The following is a 19,288-nucleotide window of genomic DNA, read 5'->3' on the forward strand; positions in this document are numbered from 1 at the left end:
GCGCCTTGCGTCCGCGACTGTTTCCCCGCCGGGTCGTCCCGGCGGGGTTTCGCTTATCGGGCGTGCGCTCCGGCCGGACTGTCGGCCTCATCTTGGTCGGAATAGTGCTCCGCAATGTTCCGGAACTGGTCCTGAATGGCCGCGAAAGCGTCCACCACATCCGGGTCGAACTGCGTGCCGCGTCCGGCCAGGATGATTTTTGCGGCCATGTCGTGGCTCATGGGCGGCTTGTAGACGCGCTGGCTGCGCAGGGCGTCGTAAACGTCGGCCACGCTCATCAACCGGGCCGAGAGGGGAATTTCCTCACCCTTGAGTCCGCGCGGATAGCCCATGCCGTCCCAGCGTTCGTGGTGGCAATAGGCGATGTCGCTGGCGACGCGCAAAAAGGAATTGCCGCCCAGCACCTGCTCGGCCGAGGCCAGCACCGCGCGCCCGCGCACGGTGTGTTCCTTCATGGCCTCGTATTCCTCGTCGGTCAGCGGCCCCGGCTTCTGCAGCACGGCGTCGGCAATGGCCACCTTGCCCACGTCGTGCAGGGGCGCGGACAGGTACAGCCAGGAGATGGTGTCCGCGTTAAGCTGTTCCGCGTACTTGGGCAGCGACGCCATGTGTTCGGCCAGGGCCCGCACGTAATTCTGGGTGCGCTTGATGTGCGCTCCTGTCTCCGGGTCGCGCCATTCAGCCAGACTGGCCATGGCGTGAATGGTGGCTTCCTGGGTCAGGGCCAGTTGGCGGGTGCGCTCGTCCACCAGTTCCTTAAGGTGGTCGCGGTAGCGTTTGAATTCCAGCTGGTTGGCCACACGGCTGCGCACCAGCGAGGCCTGAAAGGGTTTTTTGATGTAGTCCTGCGCGCCCAGGGAAAGACCCTCGGCCTCATCGACTTCCTCGTTCTGGGCCGTGATGAACATGACCGGAATGTCGCGGGTGCGCTGCGACTCCTTGAGTCGGCGGCAGACGTCATAGCCGTTCATGCCGGGCATGATCACGTCCAGCAGGATGAGGTCCGGCGTGGGGTCGCCTGCGGCCAGGCGCAGGGCGTCTTGGCCGTTTTTGGCGAACATGATGGTATAGTCCCCGCGCAGGCTTTCGCTCAGAATGCGCAGGTTTTCCGGCGCATCGTCCACGATCAGCACGCGGCTGGCAATGGAGGGGGCGGCGAGGCTCACGACTTTTTCCCGGCCATCAGCGGCGGCAGCTTTTCGGACAGGTACTCCGCCATACGGCGTACCAGGCGGCTTTCCGCGCTCACCAGCACGTCATAGGTTTTGCCCCCCACCATTTCCTCGGCGGCATAGATGCCCCGGCCCAGAATGGCGTCGTCCCTGTTCCGCAGCGACCAGCGCGCCTCCAGCACGGCCTTGTCGTCAAAATTTCCGTCCAGGCGCTGCACGTCCAGCAGCAGGGTGAAGTCGCCGCTGCTCTCGTCGCCGGAGGGCAGCACATTGACGCCCCCGGCCAGCAGCGGCGGGGTCAGCGTTTCCTGGACGACGCGGCGCACGCCGTGCCCCAGCGGTTCGGCCCAGGCGTGGAACTCGGCTATGATCAGACGGGTCCGGCCGTCCACGCGGCTGACGATGCCGTTGCGGTCCAGATATTCCGGCACGTTGACCTGGGCCACGCGCAGGCTTTTGGCGGGCAGGCCGTCGGCCTGCACCGGTCCCAATGAACTTTCCAGCAGATAATAATTTGTGGGCGTGCTGCGGCCGCAGGCGGTCAGCAGCGTCAGCAGCGCGGCCAGCAATACAAGGCGGCGTGACATCAGCGTTTTCCTTTTTTGCCCTTGAGCAGAGCTTCCGGGTTGCGTTCAAGCATATCCGTGAGATCGCGCAGCGAACGGGCCGCGGCGATGGCTTCCTTGAGCAGGCGGCGCAGGTCGTTCATGGTCGGTGAATCGCGCCCCAGCACGCTCTCGGCCGATCCCGTGGCCCTGCGCAACTGTTCGGCGGCCTGGGCCATATTGGTCATGGCGTCGCGGAAGGCCGCCAGCGCGCCGGGCAGTTCCTGGCGCACGGCCTTGGCCGCGCCGTCGATCTGCTGCAGGGCGCTGTCCGCCGCGTTGCGCAGGGGGCTGTCTTTGAGTATCTGCTGCGCCTCGGCGAAGGTGCCCGCAAAAGCGGCGATGCCCTCCTTGAGCTTGCCGTCGGCCAGGGCCTGGGACAGGTTCTCCAGAATGGAATCCAGCGAATGGACCATCTGCTCCAGGGGCAGTTTGGCCAGGGTGCGCTGGAGCGTGTCAATGGGCGAGGGCACGGTGGGAATTTCCAGGTCCGGCGTGGAGGAGCGGAAATTGGCCGGGGTGTCCGGATAAAAATCCAGCTCCACGCGATACTGGCCGGTGATCAGGCTCTGCAACTGCAGACGGGCGCGCAGGCCGCGCTGGACCATGCGTCGGATGATCTCCTGCTGGAAGGACTCGGAAACGCCTGTGCCGCTGGAGCGCACGAAGCTTTTTTCGTCAATGCGGATGAGCACCGGGATGGTCACGTTGGAGTCGCGCGAATTGGCCACCAGGCTGATCTGGGTGACGCTGCCCATGGGCACGCCGCGAAAGACCACGGGCGCGCCGATGGAAAGGCCACTCACCGAACCGTCGAAATACAGCACGTATTCGACGTCGCTGCTGAACAGGCGTCCCCCGCCCAGCAGGATCACGCCCAGGGCGAAGAGGGCGATGCCGCCCAGCACAAAAGCGCCCACCGTTGTTTTGTATGCTTGTGAGGTCATGCTGAGATATCCTTGTCCGGCGGGGCTGTCCCGGCGTCACCGGCGAGGCCGGCGGCGGGGGCTTCGCGTCCGCCGCCTCTGGTCAGGAAGAGCAGAGCGCGTTTTTCGGTATGGGGGTCGCGGACCAGTTCGTTGGGATTGCCCCTGGCCGTGACCGAGCGGGTCTTGGCGTCCAGAAAGATGCTGTTGCTGGCAATGGAAAAAATGCTGGCCAGTTCGTGGGAGACAATGACGAAAGTGGTGCCCAGGGTGTCCCGCAGTTCCAGAATCAGATCGTCCAGCAGACGTGAGCTGACCGGGTCCAGACCGGCGGAGGGCTCGTCCAGAAAGAGGATCCGGGGGTCCAGGGCCAGGGCGCGGGCCAGACCGGCGCGCTTGCGCATGCCGCCGCTGATCTCCGAAGGGTAGTAATCCTCAAAGCCGGCCAGTCCGGCCAGGGCCAGCTTGAGTGAGGCCTGCTCGCGGATTTCCTCGTCGTCCAGGTCCGTGTACTGCTGGAGGGGCAGGCCCACATTTTCGGCCAGGGTCATGGAACTCCACAGCGCTCCGCCCTGGAAGAGCACGCCCGCGTGGCGCATGATCCGGCGGCGCGCGTCCTCGCCGCCGCCCCAGAAGTCCGTGCCGTCGTAGAGCACCTGTCCGGCCTGGGGGGACTTGAGGCCCATGAGCACCCGCAGCAGAGTGCTTTTGCCGCAGCCCGAACCGCCCATGATGAAAAAGACATCTCCGGCGCGCACGTCGAAATTCACGTCGCGCATGAGCACAAAAGAGCCGTAGCCTACCTGGAGGTCACGCACGCTGACCCGGATCTCGCGTCCGTCCGTTCCGGCGGGTTCCGCCGTCGGCGTATTTTTCGCGTCCGTTTCCCTGGTCATGTCAGACGCCCAGCACGTTGCAGATGACGGTGATGACGGCCGTGGCCACGATGATGCCCACAATGGAATGGACCACCGCCGTGGTGGTGGCCTGACCCACGGCCTGGGCGCTGCGCCCGCAGCGCATGCCCTGATAGCAGCCTGCCACGGCGATGATGACCCCGAACACCGTGCCGTAGACCAGGCCGATGATCACATGCTTGAAGGGCACCATCTGGGTGGTGGCGTTGAAATATTCCATGGGGTTGAGGCCCAGCATCATAACGCCCACCAGATAGCCGCCCAGCACGCCCATGAGGTCGGCGTAGAGGGTCAGCAGGGGCACCATGGCCGTGAGTGCCAGCACGCGCGGCAGCACCAGAAAGTCCACGGGCGAAATGCCCAGGGTGGACAGGGCGTCCACTTCTTCGTTGACCTGCATGGTGCCGATGAGGGCCGCGTAAGCCGCGCCCACCCGGCCCGACATGACCACGCCCACCATGATCGCGCCCATGACCCGCAGCATGCCGATGCCCACCAGGCCCGCCACATAGATCTGCGCGCCGAACTGGGTCAGCTGCACCGCGCCCACAAAGGCCAGGATCAGGCCGAAGAGCAGGCTGGTGAGGGAAATGATCGGCAGGGCCTGCACGCCGCATTCGTGCATGGCCGCCACGAAATCCTGCGGGCGCATCTTGGCGCGGCCCAGGAAAAGCCGCCAGAGCGAGAGCGTGACTTCGCCGCAGAAATTGAGAAAGTCCGCCGCCTTGGGCGGCAGGGAGACGACGCTGTCCCCCATCCGGTATAAAAAGGACGTGTCGGCTTTTTTGCGGGCCGCGCCTTCCTGGGCGGGCACGGCGAAGGCCATGTGCAGCAGGCGTTTCAGGCCTTCCGGCAAATCCAGCTCCACGGAGAGCTCGCGGGCGCGCGCGGCCTTGACCAACTGGACCAGAAAGACCAGCAGGCTGGTGTCCCACTGGCCCAGATCCGTAGCCTCCAGGCGCAGTTCGCGCACACGTTGGTCCGCAAGGCCGGTCAGAGCCGCGTCGGCCTCTTCGGGCCAGGGCTCTTCCATATTCCAGCGGCCGCCCACGTTTACGAGCCAGAGCGGCCCCCTGGCCGAAGCTGTCACTTGCGGACTTGTTTCCATCCCTATACTATACCCGCAGCATCTGTTCTCCGCAAGCAGCGGCGCCGGCCGCACCGCGCAAACCTCAACCCCACTGCCGCCATGTCACTGAAAGAACGCCTGGGCCTTGCCGCTGATCCCATTTTTTTGATGGACGGTTCCGCCTTTATTTACCGGGGATTTTTTGCCAATAAAAATATGCAGCGCTCCGACGGTTTTCCCACCAACGCCCTGGTGGTGGTGACCCGCGTGCTCTTGCGCATCCTGCGCGAGGAGCGGCCCAGGTATTTCGCTTTCGTCAAGGACGGCAAGGGCAAGAATTTCCGGCACGAGATTTTTCCGCTCTACAAGGCCAACCGTGACGCCATGCCCGAGGATCTGGCGCGCCAGATCGACCCCATCTTGCGCATGGTGCGGGCGCTGGGCCTCAAGCTGGAAATTTCCGAGGGCTGCGAGGCCGACGACTGCATAGCCTCCCTGGCGGCCCGTTTTTCCGCCGAGCATCCGGTGGTCATCGTCAGCGGCGACAAGGATCTGAAGCAGTGTCTGGGCCCCAACGTCTATATGTGGGATCCGGCGGCGCGCGAGGAAAAACTGCTCAGCGAGGCCGAATTCCGGGCCGAAAGCGGGGTCAGCCCGGCCCAGTGGCCCGACGTGCAGGCCCTGGTGGGCGACGCCAGCGACAATATCCCCGGCGTGCCGGGCATCGGCCCCAAGACCGCGCGCCAGATTTTCGAGATCTGCCCCAGTCTGGAGGACATCCGGGATCATTTCGCCCTGCTGCCGCCCAAAATCCAGGACAAGATGCGCGGCCATCTGGAGGACATGTTCACTTGGCGCGAACTGACCACGCTCTCGCTCCAGGTCTGCACGGATCTGCATCTGAACGATCTGGCCGTGCAGCCGCTGGACGTGCCTGAATGCCGCTCCCTGGCCGAGGAATTCGAACTTTTCGCCCTGCGCCGGGAAATGGCCGCGCTGCTGCGCCGCTTGAGCGAGGATGAGACGGCTGCGTCGCGTCCGGTGGAGCAGGCCGGCACTGCCGCGCCTCTTGCTGAGGCCGCCGACGCGGCCGCCACGCGGAAGAACGGGGTACAAACGGCTTCAGCCGCGTCCGCGCAGCCCGGCGGCGCGGCGCGTCCTCAGATCCGCGCGGGCGCGCAGATGAGCCTGCTGGAAGCGGTGGAGGAACCCCTGGCGCCCGAACTGTCCGACGCGGCCTCCCTGCCGGACTGCGCGGGCCGCCCGGTGGCCCTGATCTGGCCGCAGGGCCCCAAGCAGCCGCCGCATCTGGCCGTGGGCGATTCCTTGTCCGGGGCTGCGGACGTGGCGGAATACTGCTGGACCGGACGCATGGATGCTCTCTGCGTCTGGTTGCAACCGGCCCGGCGGCTGGTGGTGGCCGACCTCAAGGCCCTGCTCACCGCCGCGCCCTGCTGGCGCGATTTGCCTTTGGGCGAAACGCCGCCGCGCTGTTTCGATCTGGGCCTGGCCGCCTATCTGCTCAATCCCGAGGAAAGCGACTACGGCTGGCCCCGGCTGGCCGCGCGCTGGGGAGCCTCCCTGAAACCGGAGGGCGGCGGCCCGGCCCGGCTGGCGCTGGCCATGGCCGAAGCGCTGGAAAACCGCCTGGCCCGCGACGACCTGCGCGACTTGTACAATGCCCTGGAACTCCCGCTCACGCCGGTGCTGGCCGAGATGGAGGGGCGCGGTGTGGCCATTGACGCCGCCGCGTTTCAGGCTTTTCTGTCCGACGTGCAGCATGAGCTGGACCGCCTCACCGCAGAGGTGTACGCGGCGGCGGGCACGACCTTCAACATCCGCTCGGCCCAGCAACTGGGCGATGTGCTGTTCAACACCCTGAATCTGCCCTCGCCGCGCAAGACCAAGGGCGGACAGGCTTCCACCAGCCAGCAGACCTTGGAAAAACTGGCCGGACGCCACAGCGTGGTGGACAGCATATTGCAATTCCGCAAACTGGAGAAAATGCGCTCCACCTATCTGGATCCGCTGCCGCGCCTGGTGGACGGGCAAGGCCGCATCCACACCACCTTCAACCAGAAGGCCACGGCCACCGGGCGACTCTCCTCCAGCAATCCCAATCTGCAGAACATCCCGGTGCGCGGCCCGCTGGGCAAGCGCATGCGGGCCTGCTTCATCGCCGGGCCGGGCCGTACCCTGGTTTCCGCCGACTACTCTCAGGTGGAGCTGCGCGTGCTGGCCCATATGTCCCAGGACGCGGCTCTGCTGGACGCCTTCCGCCGGGGCGAGGACATCCACGCCCGCACCGCGGCCCTGGTGTATGATCTGCCCGCCGATGCGGTCAGCCCGGACCAGCGCCGTAACGCCAAGACCATCAACTTCGGCCTGATCTACGGCATGGGCGCGCAGAAGCTGGGCCAGGAGCTCAAGATCAGCAGCGCCGAGGCCAAGGAATTCATCGCCCGTTATTTCGAGCGGCTCACGGGCCTTAAAAATTTCTATGAAGAGGTGGAGGCCACGGCCAAGCGCCAAGGCTACGTGACCACCCTGGGCGGCCGCCGCCGTCTGCTGCCTGACATTCTCTCGGCCAACGGCCAGGCCTTCGCCCTGGCCCGGCGGCAGGCCATCAACACGGTCATCCAGGGCTCGGCGGCGGACATCATCAAGCTGGCCATGCTGGCCGTGGCCCGTGACGAGGAACTGCGGCGCATGGACGCCCGCCTGCTGTTGCAGGTGCACGACGAACTTTTGCTGGAAGCGCCGGAAGACGCCGGGCCCGAGGCCGGCGCGCGGGTGGCCGCCCTGATGGGCGCGGTGACCCCCGGCGGCGAGGCGCTTTCCGTGCCGCTGGTGGTGGATTGGGGGACGGGGCATGACTGGGGCACCGCCCACTAGGTTTTGCCTCTCCCAAGCGTCTTTTGCCCCTTGGACTGCGTCAAAAGACAAAATGCATCTTGGGAGAAGCAAAACTTGAAACAGCCTTTTGGAAAACATTTTTTGTAATTGTATGGAAATTGATTTTCTCACCCGCATCAACGCTCTGGCCCGCGTGCCGGAGCATTCCCTGCCGCTGATGCGGGCCATGTCCCAGGGCGCGCCTTTTTGCGTGGGACCGTATCTTTTTCTGGCCGCCGGGGATTGGCTCATGGCCGTGGCCTATCCCCTGCGCGGCAAATACAGCCACGCGGCCTTTGAGACGGCTCTCACCGAAGCGCTGGAAAAAAGCGGAGCCGTGAGCTGCTGGGCCGTGGGGCCGGACCTGCCGCCGCGTCTGCATGCCCATATCGTGGACCGGGACCGCTTTTACCTGCTTCCGGCCGGGACCGAGCCTCCGGCCCGGCTGCGCGGGCCGCTGCGCCGCGCGGCGACGGCCCTGCGGGTGGAGGAAAGCGGCGAATTCACCCCGGACCACCGGCGGCTCTGGGCGGAATTCATGGGCCGCGCGGACCGGAAGGAAGGCAGACCCCTAGCCCCGCACGTGCGGGAGCTGTATGCCCGCACGCCCGAAACTCTGGCGGAGGCGGACGGTCATCTGCGCCTGCTCAATGCCTGGGACCGGGAAGGCCGTCTGGCCGCCTGTCTGCTGCTGGATTACGCGCCGGAAAAATTCACTTCCTACGTGCTCGGCGCGCATTCCCGCGCGCACTACGCGCCCCACGCGGCGGACCTGCTTTTTGCGGCCATGCTGGAAAACGCCCGCAAGGCGGGCAAACGCTATGTGCATCTGGGGCTGGGCGTCAACGAGGGCATTTTGCACTTCAAGCGCAAATGGGGCGGCCGTCCCTACCTGCCCTACGTTATGGCCGCTTGGGAGGAAGCGCCGCGAGGCGCGCGCGAGGACACGGCCCGCGCCCTGACCCTGGCCCTGCTGCGGGCCGCCGCCGCGCCGCCGCCCTCTCTGGAGGAGACGCGGCCTTCCCAGCGTCCCTTCGCCATGCTCTGGGAAGTGGAGAAGAACAGCAGGCTGTCCTGGATCGGCGGCACGGCCCATTTTTTCTGCTATTCCTTTGAAACCTCCTTTATCCGCCTGTTCCGCAAGGTGGACAACGTCCTGTTCGAAGGTCCGCTGGACGAGGATTTTCTGGCCGCCGTGGACCGGCACGGCAAAACGCCGCCGCCGGACCACAAGCCCTTGCTGGAGATGCTTGAGGAAGAGGAAATCCGTCGTCTGGAGCGGGTGGTGCGCGGGCCGGAAGGGCCGCTGGTCCGCTGGCTGGGCATGGAGGGCGCGCGCAAGGCGGACGTGCGCTGGCTTTTGTGCCACGCGCGGCCTTGGTGCGCTTTCTTCACCCTCTGGACGGCCTTTCTGGAACGCCGGGGCTGGCGCGGCTCCGTGGATATGGAGGCCTGGCGCGTGGCGCACGAGATGGGCAAGAATGTGATCGGCATGGAAAATCTGGAAGAGCAACTGGCCTCGCTGGATTCGGTGCCCGTGGAGCGGGTGCTGCGCTACCTGCGCGCCTGCAATGACTGGAAGACGCTGTCCCGTCGGAACATGCGCGCCTATCTGGCCGGGGATCTCGAACGGATGATGGGGTCCAGCGCGGAATTTCCCACCCGCACGGGCTATGTGGTCAATGTCCGCGACCAGCGTTTCCGGGAGCGGATGCGCCCGTATCTGGAAGAAGGGCGTTGCGCGGTTTTCGTGGGCGCGGCCCATATGGTCAATCTGCGCCATATGCTGGCCGAGGACGGTTTCAGGGTGCGGCGTTGCCTGCCCGGCCTCTCGCACAAGCTGCGCGCCCTCTGGCGCCGGGACCGGGAGGTGCGCTGGTGACGCCGCGCGGCACTTCCGGAAGCGGGGGAGGTCCTCTGACGGGCGGCCCCGCCGGTCTGTCCGCCAGTCCGGCCGCCAGTCTGACCGCCGGGCTGGCGCGGATCACGGCCCAGGCCGTGGTGCCGGAGCAGCTCTTGCCCTATGTGGGGGCCGTGTCCGGCCTGCGTCCCCGTCTGTTCGGGGAGTGCGTGGGGCATCTGGGCGAAGGCGAGGTGGTGCTTGTCGGCTATCCGCCGCGCGACCCGCGCGACGCGCGGGCTGTGGACGCGGCCGTGGACGAAGCTTTGGCCTTGCCCGGCCTGACCCGGATTACCGTGCTGGCCGCCGCCCGGCCCCATGCCGCGCCCTCCGACGCCCCAAGCGGTGAGGACGCCTTCTGGTCCCTGCCCCTGCCCTTGCCGCCCGCCGGACAGAAATTGCGGAACATGCTGCGCCGGGCCGCGCGGGATATTGTGATAGAGCAGGGCGGCGCGGACTCCTGGACAGCGGAGCACGCGGCTCTGGTGGAGGATTTTTGCCGCGCCCGCGCCAACGCGCTGGAGCCGGGCAGCGTCCATATTTTCCGGCACTTGGCCGCCTATCTGGCCGCCGCGCCGCAGGCCCGCCTGTTTTCCGCCCGCCGCGCTGACGGCGTTCTGGTCGGGTGCGCCATCGGCGATTACAGTTCCTTTTCCACGGCGTTCTATATGTTCGCCTTCCGCCGTCCCGACGCGCCGCCGGGTACGGCGGACGCGCTGCTGGCCGCTCTGGCCGCCGAAGGCGCGGAGCGCGGCCACGGCCTGCTCAATCTGGGGCTGGGCATTCATCCGGGCGTGGCCTTTTTCAAGAAAAAATGGGGCGCAAGCGCCTTCCTGCCCTGCGTGGAAACTTCCTGGACCCTGCAAAAGAAGGGCTGGCTGACGCGCCTGCTGGGGCGGTGAGCGGTTGGCCCGGCCTGTGGAGATTGCCGTGCCCGAAAATGATTTGTTGCAAAATCCCGCCTTCCGCGCGCCCGGCCTGGGCGAGCGCCTGCGGGAGCTGTTTCTGGGCGAGAAGCGTCCCCTGGACTGCGTGCAGGTGGAAGTGACCTCGTGTTGCGCCGGGCGCTGCGTCTACTGCCCGCATACCACCCAGACCGGAAGCTGGCGCTCGCGCCATATGCCCGATGAGGTTTTCGCGGCGCTCTGGCCTCTGTTGCGCCGCTCGGGCCGGGCGCATCTCCAGGGCTGGGGGGAACCCCTGCTGCATCCCCGTTTTTTCGACTTCGCGGCTCTGGCCCGTAAGGCGGGCTGTCGGGTGTCCAGCACGTCCTGCGGCCTGCACATGGACGCGGACCTGGCCGCACGCCTTGTGGAGAGCGGCATGGACATGCTGGCTTTTTCCCTAGTGGGCACGGACGCGGCTTCCAACGCGGCGCGGGCCGGAGTGTCCTTTGAGCGGGTTTGCGAGGCCATCCGCATGGTCCGGGCCGCCCAACGCGGCCGTTCAGGGCGCGCCGTGTCCGGAGAGAACTTCCCGGAGGTCCATCTGGCCTATCTGATGCTGGCCGACAGGATTGAGGCGGCGGCCGGTCTGCCCCGGCTCATGGAAGAACTGGATGTGCGCATGGCGGTAGTCAGCACACTGGATTACATCGCCGCGCCCTCACAGGCGGTCCTGGCCTTCGCGCCGGAAGAGACGGACAAGATCGCCCGCGCCCGCGCCGTGCTGGAGCGGGCCGCCGCCGAAGCGGCAACGGGCGGACGGGAAATTTATTATGCCCTGCCCGGTCCTCGGGCGGTGGCGGACGCGGGCGGCTGCCGTGAAAACGTGACCCGCAGCCTGTATGTGGACGCCGACGGCGCGCTTTCGCCCTGCGTCTACCTCAATGTGCCCGCCGGGGAAGACGGGCCGCGCCGCCGGGTTTTCGGCAACGCGCGTGACGGCGACCCCTGGGAACTGTGGAACGGCGAGACGTTTAGGGAATTCCGCGCCGCCCTGGCGAACAATGCGCCGGACGCCTGCTGTCTGGCCTGTCCCAAGCGCTTTGAGGCGTGATTTTTGTCGGCTGGCTCAGGAAGCGCCGGGCCGCTCCCGGCGCAGAATGATCCGCAGGGTGTCGGCCTCCGGACCGGACCGGCCTTCAAGGGCCTGTTCGACGCGGGCGCGCACCGCGGCGTGGCGCGGCGCCAGTTCATAGAGTGAGGCGGCCGCCGCCGCGCAGACCGGGAAAACCGCGTCCTGCTGGCGGCCGCGTGCGTTAAGCCGGGCGTAGCGCAGGGCGGCATTGATGATGCTGTCCAGATAGTCCGTGTCGCCCGAGGCCAGAAAGGCCGCCCAGTACATCTGCAAGACGGACTTTTCCGCATAGATGTCCCAGCGGAGCAGCGGCGTGGGGCTGTTGCGGATCTGGGTCGGCAGGGGGGCGTCTTCCGGGGTGAGCAGCCCTGCCAGCAGACTGTCTTCGTCGGGCAGTCCGGCCAGATGGACCATCCAGGCCAGGGTGAGCCTGCCGTCGCGGCTCAGCGAGTCCGGCGGCGGCAGAAGGCGTGGGCGCGCGGACGGATCGCGCCGTAGCGCCTCGGCCAGAAAGGCGGCCACCATCAGCCGCTTTTCTCCCTGCGCCAGCACGCCTTGGGCGTCAAAAGCGCGCAAAATGCCGGGCAGCACTTCCGGGCGTTTGTCCTGATAATAAAATTCCATATCCCGCGCGTAGAGCGGCAGGCTTTTGGAAACCGCCAGGGCCGTCACCGGACGCGGCGACAGCAGACAGAGCGCCGCCAGCAGGAGCGCCGCCAGTGGTGGAAGCAGGGGAAAGCCGGTTCTGTTCATGGCTGCCATGGCGGAGATACCTTATTGATCCTTGGGGGCTGCTTCCAAAAACGATTGTTGCCGGAAAATAAGCAAGGCGCGGCTTTTCCGGTCAGGGACGGAAGCCCGCGTGCCGAAGCGTTCAAAACTCAGGTCCGCGGGGCTCCTGTGAGGAGACAGAGAGTTTAACCCATATGCCGTTTGAATGCAAATAACATGCAATTTTATATAGATATATAAAATTGATTCGCCCCGGCAAAGCATTTATCAATTGATGGAAGGCGCTATCAATGTCGCGAGAATAGAAATATGGAATATTTCCCTCATTTTTTCTGTTCCGCAAGCCTATCTCAAGCCATGTTTTCCTTTTCTCGTGATGGGTAACATATTCGATGAAATCAAGCGGCCCGCATGTTTTCCTGCATGGGAAACGCGGGCCGCTTGATTGTAGGCGCCGAATTTTTTGTTACAAAGAAGTTATGCGGGGCGCAGGGCCTCCAGGCGTTGCCGGACGATGCTCACGGGGTGCAGGCAGGGCAGGCCGCTGCCGTGCAGAATCTGTACGCGGCAGGTGCCGCATTCGGAGGCGGCCACATGGGCCCCGCTTTCGCGCACGGTTTTGAACAGTGCCGCGCCGATGTCCTGGGCGATGGCGTATTTTTCTTTTTTGAAGCCGTAGCTGCCCGAGATGCCGCAGCAGCCCGCGTCGGCGTTCCGGGATGTAACGCCGGGCAGGCGACGCAACAGCTCCAGGCCGGGCAGGCCGTTGCCCTGGGCGCGCAAATGGCAGGGCGCGTGGTAGATGACGCGCAGTTCCGGCAGGCTTGCGCCGCCGTTTCCGGACTCCAGCCGCAACTCGCCGCGTTCCGCGCAGTCCAGCAGAAATTCCTGGGCGTCCTCCAGCCGGCTCAGGCCGTGCTTTTCGGCCAGATCCGGGAAAAATTCCGGCAGTTCCGTCCGGAACATGAGGGCGCAACTGGGGCAGCCGGTAATGACCGGAATGCCCCGCTCCCGCCAGCGGGCCAGCGCCGCGAGATTGCGCTCCGCATTGGCGCGGGCGTCCTGCCAGAAGCCGTTGGCGACCATGGGCAGGCCGCAGCAGGCGAATTCGTCCGGCACAATGACCTCATACCCGGCCCGGTTCAGCGCCCAGAGCATATCCAGACCTGTCCGGGGATCATACACGTCCACATAGCAGCCCGGAAAAAAGACCACTTTGCGGGTTTGGGGCGGCTGCCTGAAGCCGCGCGCCTGCTGCCGGAACGTCTGGCTGGCGAAGCGGGGCAGGGGGGCGCGCCTGTCGATGCCCAGGGCGTCCAGCAACGCGCGGGTCACGGGATTGAGCATGCCGAAATTCTTGAGCCCGGCCGGGATCAGCCGCAGCCAGCGCGCCTGAAGCTCGCCGTGGGCCAGCACCCAGTCGCGCAGGCCGGGGCGCCGCTTTTTGCACTGCTCGGCGCGGGCCAGCATGTTGATGCTGGACACGGGCACGTCGTGCGGGCAGGAAATGTCGCAGTTCTTGCAGTTGGCGCAGTAGTGCAGGGACGGGTCTTCCGCCAGTCCCAGCAGGCGGAAGCGCTCATAGGCGGGGCCGATCATGCGCGGTCCCAGGAATTTGGGCGTGGCCTCGGCCACCGGGCAATGCACCACGCAGGTGGTGCAGGCGATGCATTTATCGGGATTGATGCGTACGCTCATAGCTGCTCTCCGGACGCCGGTTCACCGGATTTTCCGGCAGTGGCGGCGGCCATGCGGCCCGCCTGCCAGCCGGTGGCCAGGGCGACGCCGTGGCCGCTTTTCTCGGTTGCGAAGTCATAGCCGCCGACGCTGCGCCCGGCGAAAAAGACATTGTCCCAGCAGGTCTGACCGGCGTCGTCCCGCGGGCGCATTTCGCCGTCCACCCGGACGCCCAAGCGGGAAAAGACATGGCTGCCGAAAATTTCCGGTTCGGACCACCGGGTCACGTCCGGCGGTACGGGAATATCCAGTTTGAACACGCTTTCGCGGACGCTGCCCGGCGCAAGCTCGACGCCGCCGCCCAGGATGCCGCCCGTGGCCAGCACAAAGGCGCGGGCAGTGTGACGGCGTTCCTGTCCGGCGGCCAGCGCCGTCAGGGAGGCGCAACGCTTTCCGTCGGTTGCGGCGCGGACGATGCGGGCGTTTTCCACCAGTTCGAAATCATGGCGGCGCAGCTCGCGCAGCAAGGCGTCCCGCAGGCGCAGGCCGCCCACGCCCGGCGGGATGGAAAGCATCTCCACCAGTGGACAGGCCACGGCCTGATTGAGTTCATGCCAGACCGAGGCATCGGCCTTGCTGCCGCAGATGGGCGGCAACAGCACGGCGTCGCACTGCCCGGCGTGTTCCCTGAGGCTTTGGATCAGCCAGTCCCGGCCCTGCGGCTTATCCACCAGCCGGGCCAGATCCAGGGCGCTCAGGCTGCGGTGGGTCGCACCCAGAGGCGAGGGCAGCATGCGCGGGACAAAATCCTTGTCCGCCCAGGCCCGGTACCGGCGTAACTGGCTGACGATCAGCGCGGGCCGACAGTCGCGCAGGCCGTGTACGCCCGCCACCAGGATGCGCCTGGCCCCGGTCAGGGCCGCGGGGTCCAGGCCGCCGGGCAGAAGATAGCTCGGCTTGAGCGTGCCCATGATGGTGGGCAGCAGGGTATTGCACGGAGCGCCCTGGGATGTTGCGGCCGTGTGCAGGGGCCAGCCCTGGTCCGCCGCGCATTGGCGCAGCATGTCCAGAGCCGTGCGGACAAGGCTCGCGCCGAGCAGGCGGTAGGGGTGCTTCGGCGGCAGAAGATCCATGCCGCTCCAAGGGTCGTCGAGGCGTTGACCGCCGACGTACCCCAGCAGGTCCACGCAGCCGCCGCTGATAGCCAGCGAACCCATGCCGTCGGTCACCATCCGCACGCTGCGGCCCTCGCGGGCGGCGGTCAGCGCGGCCATAAGTCCGGCCAGACCGGAGCCGACCACCAGTACGTCAATTGTCCTGCTCATCCGCGGCTCCGTCCAGGTTGAGGGTTCCGGCGTACACTGCCCGTCCCAGTTCCATTTCGCGCGCCTGCGTGCCCCAGAGGGCCGGGCGCAGGCCGCGCCAGCGCTCCTGCAGGAAGCGCCGCACATTGTCCGTGGGCGAGAGTTCCAGGGGCACGCCGTGCTCCACCAGCGCGCCGATGGTCCGCAGGGAGCAGAAGGTACCCTGGCAGGTGCCCATGCCCAGCCGCGTGCGCAACCGGATGTCCGTCAGGGAATGGGTGGAGGGATCGCGCGCCACGCGTTCGATTTCAGCCAGACTGACCATTTCGCATTCGCAGAGCAGGGGGTTGCCGTCGCTTTCTCCGGCGCGGTCCGCCTGGGTCGCCAGTCCCGCCAGTTCCACCTGTTGCAGCACATCGGGCAGATCGTCGCCGAGGCGGTCAGCCATGAGCTGGAGCCCCTGCACGGGAAAATAGCGGGCCGCGCGGCGCAGCATGGCCTGGTCGGGATCGGGCACCAGGGCCTCGTCAGCGGTGCGGCAGGGCGTATGAACGCCGAGCCGGGCACAGACGTTGTCGCTGACGCGTTCGGCCATCAGGCGGTAGGTGGTCAGCTTGCCGCCGAAGATGGATACCATACCCTCCAGACCCTGCTCCGCGTGGTCCACCACATGAAAGTTGCGGCTGGCCTTGCGCCCGGCGGCATTGCCCGGCGTATAGAGGGGCCGCGTGCCCGCAAAGGCGCGCAGGATGCGGTATTGGCGCACCGCCGGAAACAGCGGCTCGCCCAGATCCAGCAGGCGCAGCACTTCCGCATAGGTGGGCGTGGTGTCGTCGGGGCGCTCCGTGGGCGTGGAGGTGGTGCCAAGAATGGTGATGGAACCGTGCGGCACGAAGATATCGCCGTCCGCGCCGGGGTGCAGGCGGTTGACCACGCGCGAGGTGAAGCGGTGGTTGAAGACGATCAGCGTGCCCCTGTCCGGCGACACGGCCACGTCCAGACCGGCCAGTCCGGCAATGCGGCCCGACCAGGAACCGGCGGCGTTGACCACGCATTGACAGGCGATTTCCAGGCTTTCGCCGCTGAGGCGGTTGAGGGCCGTCACGCCGCAAACCTTGCCGTTGCGCTGATGGATGGCCGTGACCTCATGATAGGTCATTACCCGGCCGCCGTGGCGCTTGGCGGACATGGCGTTGTGCAGCACCAGACGGAAACCGTCCACGCAGGAATCGGGCACGCGGAAGACGCGGCGGATGTCCGGGGAAAGATTCGGTTCCAGGCGCAGAGCCTCGGCCACGTCCAGCTCACGCGCATCAATGCCCGCTTTGCGGCAGGCTTCGGCCCAGGGTTCCACATAGGCCGGATCGTCACCGGGCGTCAGCGCGAAAAATCCTTCGGTTTCCTCCACGCACTGCCTGCCGATGCGCCGGACGATCATGTTTTCTTCAATGCATTCGCGCGCGGATTCATTGTCGTTGACCGCATAGCGGCCCCCGCTGTGAAGCAGACCGTGAAAACGCGAGCTGGTGCCGTGGGCAAGACCGCCCTGTTCCAGCAGAATGGCGGGCACGCCGCGCATGCACAGATCGCGCAACGTGCCCATGCCGGTAGCGCCGCCGCCGATGACGACAACCGTGGTCTCCAGCATGGGGCCTCCTGATATATCGCTGAGATGTTCGCTCCGTCCGGGCCGCGTTCGCCGGTGGCGCGACGCGTTTCCGGCGAAGATTTCACTGCGGGATGCACAAATCGAAATAAAAATTTTCATTCTTTTGCCGTTGTTCGTCAAGGGGCAACTGCCCATCGGCAAGCCTTTTTCCGTCGGCATTCCCACCCGCAGGAACGCTTCCGCCGTTCTTGCCAAGCCGGGCAAAGGCGGCTATCTGGTTGGAAAAAAGGAAACGTATGGACTGGTCGCAAAAACGCTGTGTGGTTCTGGACATGGACGGCACAGTGTATCTCGGGCACATCCCCATTGCGGGCGCTGTCCGTTTCATTCAGGATCACTGGCGGGATCTGGATTTTTTCTTTCTCAGCAACAACACCTCCAAATCGCCGCAGACCTATGTGGACAAGCTCAACGGCATGGGCATCCCGGCGCGCGGGGAGCTGCTGCTCTCGCCCGTAACGCCGTTGGTGGATTTTTTGCGGGCGCGCGGCATCAGCCGGGCCTATCCCGTGGGCAACGATGATTTTCAGCGGGATCTGCACCGGCGCATGCCGGAACTGGAACAGGCGGAGGAGGGCGCGCAGGCGGTGATCCTGGCCTATGACACGGAGCTGACCTACCACAAGCTGGCGCGCTCGGCCCTGCTGCTGCAAAAGCCCGAAACGCTTTTTCTGGCCACCCATCCCGATCTGGTCTGCCCCTCGCCGGAAGGCCCCCTGCCTGACGTGGGCAGTATGATCGAGCTGTACGCCACGGCCACGGGCCGCCGTCCGCAGTATATTTTCGGCAAGCCCGACCCGGCGGTGCTGGCCCCCCTGCTGGCGCGCTACGCCAAAGAGGAAATGGTCATGGTGGGGGACCGCCTGAGCACGGACAAGAAGCTGGCCGAAAACGCGGGCATTGATTTCATTCTGGTGCTCAGCGGCGAAGCCGCGCGTGAAGACCTGCGCAAGGAGGAGCGCCAACCCGCCCTGGTGCTGGAAGATCTCGGGCAGGCGCAGAGGGATTGGCGGTAGCCCTTCTCCGAACCGGCTTTCCGGATCTTGAAAAACAGAAAGGCCGCCCCCTCCATGGGGGCGGCCTTTTCCGCGTCGGTTTCCGGCGGCTTAATTGCCGCCCATGAGCCAGTTGAGCGGGATGAGCGAGAGTTTGGGGAAGAAGAGCAGCAGGAAAAGCATGACCACTTCCACCACAATGAAGGGAACCAGGTTGCGGATCAGCTGGGTGATCTTGATGTTGCCGATGCCGCAGACCACATAGAGCACCGTGCCCACGGGCGGCGTGATGACGCCGATGCCCAGGTTCAGGACAAAGAGCAGGCCGAAGTAGTAGGGATCAATGCCGGCCTGTGTGATGAGCGGATAGAACACCGGCGCGAAGATCAGGATGTTCGGCGTGAGGTCCATGACCATGCCGATGAGGAACAGGAAGACGTTGATGCACAACAGCAGCAGAATGGGGCTGTCGATGAGCGGCGAAAAGAGAGCCGTCATCTGGTTGGGAATCTGGGCGATGGTGATGAACCAGCCCACCGCCGTGGCCGTGGCCACGATGAGCATGACCACCGAGGTGGTGCGGGCCGCCCTGGCGCTGACGCGCAGCAGTTCGCGGAAGGAAAGCTCGCGGTAGTACAGCATGCAGACGATGATGGCGTAAATGGCCGCGAACGCGCCGCCCTCCGTGGGCGTGAATATGCCGAAGCGGATGCCGCCCAGCAGGAGCACGGGCATGAGGAAGGCGGGCGTGGAGTCGATCAGGATCTTCCACTTTTCTTCGCGCGTGAACGTGATGGTTTCGTTGTAGCCGTCCTTGCGCACTACGAAGAACCAGACCACCATCAGCGCCAGACCGATGAAGATGCCCGGGAACAGGCCGATCATGAACAGCTTGGTGATGGAGAGGCCGCTGATGGTGGCGCCGAGCAGAATGAAGTTGGTGCTGGGCGGGATGATGGGGCCCAGAATCGCGCCCGAGGCGATGACGGCTCCGGCGCGGCCCGGCTTGTAGCCCACTTCCTTCATCATGGGCAGCAACAGGCCGCCCAAAGCGGCGGCTTCGCCCACGGAACTGCCCATGAGGCCCGCGAAAATAACGCTGGAAACCACGGCCGCGTAGCCGAGGCCGCCGCGCACCCGGCCGATCATCAACTGGGCCAGTTGCACCACGCGCTGGGAAAGCCCGCCCGCGGCCATGATCTCACCGGCGAAGACGAAGAAGGGGATGGCCATCAACGGGTAGTTGTTGGCTCCGTCCAGCATGCTGCCGGGAATGATCATGGCGTCCCACATGCCGGATTGCCACATGAGCACCATGGCGCAGAGCACCAGCACGAGGCAGATGGGAATGCCGAAGGCCAGGAAGAAGAACAGGGTGCCGAGAAAGATGAAAAGTTCCACGTTCCGT

Annotated in this window: 15 protein-coding genes; 5 read left to right on the top strand and 10 right to left on the bottom strand. The window is 65.7% G+C overall.

What is annotated here, in order from left to right:
- Positions 1–53: 53 nt before the first annotated feature.
- From FYJ44_RS07455 to FYJ44_RS07475, 5 genes are read right to left on the bottom strand one after another with little or no spacing between them, the layout of a single operon-like run.
- Complete coding sequence (locus FYJ44_RS07455; protein ID WP_288229926.1) at positions 54–1,166, bottom strand: HD-GYP domain-containing protein; 1,113 nt, start codon at positions 1,164–1,166, stop codon at positions 54–56.
- Positions 1,163–1,759: a PqiC family protein gene (locus FYJ44_RS07460; protein ID WP_154510775.1), complete on the bottom strand. Its 597-nt coding sequence runs from the start codon at positions 1,757–1,759 to the stop codon at positions 1,163–1,165. The genes FYJ44_RS07455 and FYJ44_RS07460 overlap by 4 nt, the downstream gene beginning before the upstream one ends.
- On the bottom strand, positions 1,759–2,724 hold the full coding sequence (locus FYJ44_RS07465; RefSeq protein WP_154510777.1) for an MlaD family protein: 966 nt from the start codon (positions 2,722–2,724) through the stop codon (positions 1,759–1,761). Before FYJ44_RS07465 ends, FYJ44_RS07460 begins: the two co-directional genes overlap by 1 nt.
- A complete protein-coding gene (locus tag FYJ44_RS07470) occupies positions 2,721–3,599 on the bottom strand; it encodes an ABC transporter ATP-binding protein (RefSeq protein WP_154510779.1) in 879 nt (292 codons plus the stop codon). Before FYJ44_RS07470 ends, FYJ44_RS07465 begins: the two co-directional genes overlap by 4 nt.
- Position 3,600: 1 nt before the next feature.
- Positions 3,601–4,728, bottom strand: a complete 1,128-nt coding sequence (locus FYJ44_RS07475; protein ID WP_154510781.1) for an MlaE family ABC transporter permease — start codon at positions 4,726–4,728, stop codon at positions 3,601–3,603.
- Positions 4,729–4,809: 81 nt separating this feature from the next.
- Between FYJ44_RS07475 and FYJ44_RS07480 the strand changes: the two genes are divergently transcribed.
- The 4 genes from FYJ44_RS07480 (at position 4,810) to FYJ44_RS07495 (ending at position 11,482) form a co-directional block, all read left to right on the top strand.
- Positions 4,810–7,584: a DNA polymerase I gene (locus FYJ44_RS07480; RefSeq protein WP_154510783.1), complete on the top strand. Its 2,775-nt coding sequence runs from the start codon at positions 4,810–4,812 to the stop codon at positions 7,582–7,584.
- 112 nt (positions 7,585–7,696) lie between these two features.
- The gene (locus tag FYJ44_RS07485) at positions 7,697–9,466 is read left to right on the top strand and encodes a TraB/GumN family protein (protein ID WP_154510785.1); all 1,770 of its coding nucleotides are present in this window, start codon (positions 7,697–7,699) and stop codon (positions 9,464–9,466) included.
- On the top strand, positions 9,463–10,386 hold the full coding sequence (locus tag FYJ44_RS07490) for a GNAT family N-acetyltransferase (protein ID WP_288229931.1): 924 nt from the start codon (positions 9,463–9,465) through the stop codon (positions 10,384–10,386). Before FYJ44_RS07485 ends, FYJ44_RS07490 begins: the two co-directional genes overlap by 4 nt.
- A 28-nt stretch (positions 10,387–10,414) precedes the next feature.
- Positions 10,415–11,482, top strand: coding sequence for a radical SAM protein (locus FYJ44_RS07495; protein WP_288229932.1), 1,068 nt, complete (start codon positions 10,415–10,417; stop codon positions 11,480–11,482).
- Between the two features lie 15 nt (positions 11,483–11,497).
- Here the strand turns inward: FYJ44_RS07495 and FYJ44_RS07500 are convergent, their stop codons facing one another.
- From FYJ44_RS07500 to glpA, 4 genes are all read right to left on the bottom strand, one after another.
- Positions 11,498–12,265: a translation initiation factor 2 gene (locus FYJ44_RS07500; protein ID WP_154510789.1), complete on the bottom strand. Its 768-nt coding sequence runs from the start codon at positions 12,263–12,265 to the stop codon at positions 11,498–11,500.
- Positions 12,266–12,712: 447 nt separating this feature from the next.
- Positions 12,713–13,933 (bottom strand): anaerobic glycerol-3-phosphate dehydrogenase subunit C, encoded by a 1,221-nt coding sequence (locus FYJ44_RS07505; protein ID WP_154510791.1) that lies wholly within the window; start codon positions 13,931–13,933, stop codon positions 12,713–12,715.
- Positions 13,930–15,237, bottom strand: a complete 1,308-nt coding sequence (gene glpB / locus FYJ44_RS07510) for an anaerobic glycerol-3-phosphate dehydrogenase subunit GlpB (RefSeq protein ID WP_154510793.1) — start codon at positions 15,235–15,237, stop codon at positions 13,930–13,932. The genes FYJ44_RS07505 and glpB overlap by 4 nt, the downstream gene beginning before the upstream one ends.
- Entirely contained in the window at positions 15,221–16,864 is a 1,644-nt protein-coding gene (gene glpA, locus FYJ44_RS07515) for an anaerobic glycerol-3-phosphate dehydrogenase subunit GlpA (protein ID WP_154510795.1), read from the bottom strand. Before glpA ends, glpB begins: the two co-directional genes overlap by 17 nt.
- A gap of 257 nt (positions 16,865–17,121) precedes the next feature.
- On the opposite strand from glpA, the gene FYJ44_RS07520 reads away from it, so the two are divergent.
- Positions 17,122–17,901, top strand: a complete 780-nt coding sequence (locus FYJ44_RS07520; protein ID WP_154510797.1) for an HAD-IIA family hydrolase — start codon at positions 17,122–17,124, stop codon at positions 17,899–17,901.
- 90 nt (positions 17,902–17,991) lie between these two features.
- Here the strand turns inward: FYJ44_RS07520 and FYJ44_RS07525 are convergent, their stop codons facing one another.
- On the bottom strand, positions 17,992–19,281 hold the full coding sequence (locus FYJ44_RS07525; protein WP_288229933.1) for a TRAP transporter large permease: 1,290 nt from the start codon (positions 19,279–19,281) through the stop codon (positions 17,992–17,994).
- Positions 19,282–19,288 lie beyond the last annotated feature (7 nt).

The sequence above is a fragment of the Desulfovibrio porci genome, assembly GCF_009696265.1.
In the GTDB taxonomy this organism is placed as follows: Bacteria; Desulfobacterota; Desulfovibrionia; order Desulfovibrionales; family Desulfovibrionaceae; genus Desulfovibrio; species Desulfovibrio porci.

Coding starts and splice junctions, on each gene's coding strand:
- FYJ44_RS07500 (WP_154510789.1), bottom strand. CDS start 12,265: ATGGCAGCCATGAACAGAACCGGCTTTCCCCTGCTTCCACCACTGGCG.
- glpB (WP_154510793.1), bottom strand. CDS start 15,237: ATGAGCAGGACAATTGACGTACTGGTGGTCGGCTCCGGTCTGGCCGGA.
- FYJ44_RS07480 (WP_154510783.1), top strand. CDS start 4,810: ATGTCACTGAAAGAACGCCTGGGCCTTGCCGCTGATCCCATTTTTTTG.
- FYJ44_RS07520 (WP_154510797.1), top strand. CDS start 17,122: ATGGACTGGTCGCAAAAACGCTGTGTGGTTCTGGACATGGACGGCACA.
- FYJ44_RS07475 (WP_154510781.1), bottom strand. CDS start 4,728: ATGGAAACAAGTCCGCAAGTGACAGCTTCGGCCAGGGGGCCGCTCTGG.
- FYJ44_RS07470 (WP_154510779.1), bottom strand. CDS start 3,599: ATGACCAGGGAAACGGACGCGAAAAATACGCCGACGGCGGAACCCGCC.
- FYJ44_RS07465 (WP_154510777.1), bottom strand. CDS start 2,724: ATGACCTCACAAGCATACAAAACAACGGTGGGCGCTTTTGTGCTGGGC.
- glpA (WP_154510795.1), bottom strand. CDS start 16,864: ATGCTGGAGACCACGGTTGTCGTCATCGGCGGCGGCGCTACCGGCATG.
- FYJ44_RS07460 (WP_154510775.1), bottom strand. CDS start 1,759: ATGTCACGCCGCCTTGTATTGCTGGCCGCGCTGCTGACGCTGCTGACC.
- FYJ44_RS07505 (WP_154510791.1), bottom strand. CDS start 13,933: ATGAGCGTACGCATCAATCCCGATAAATGCATCGCCTGCACCACCTGC.
- FYJ44_RS07485 (WP_154510785.1), top strand. CDS start 7,697: ATGGAAATTGATTTTCTCACCCGCATCAACGCTCTGGCCCGCGTGCCG.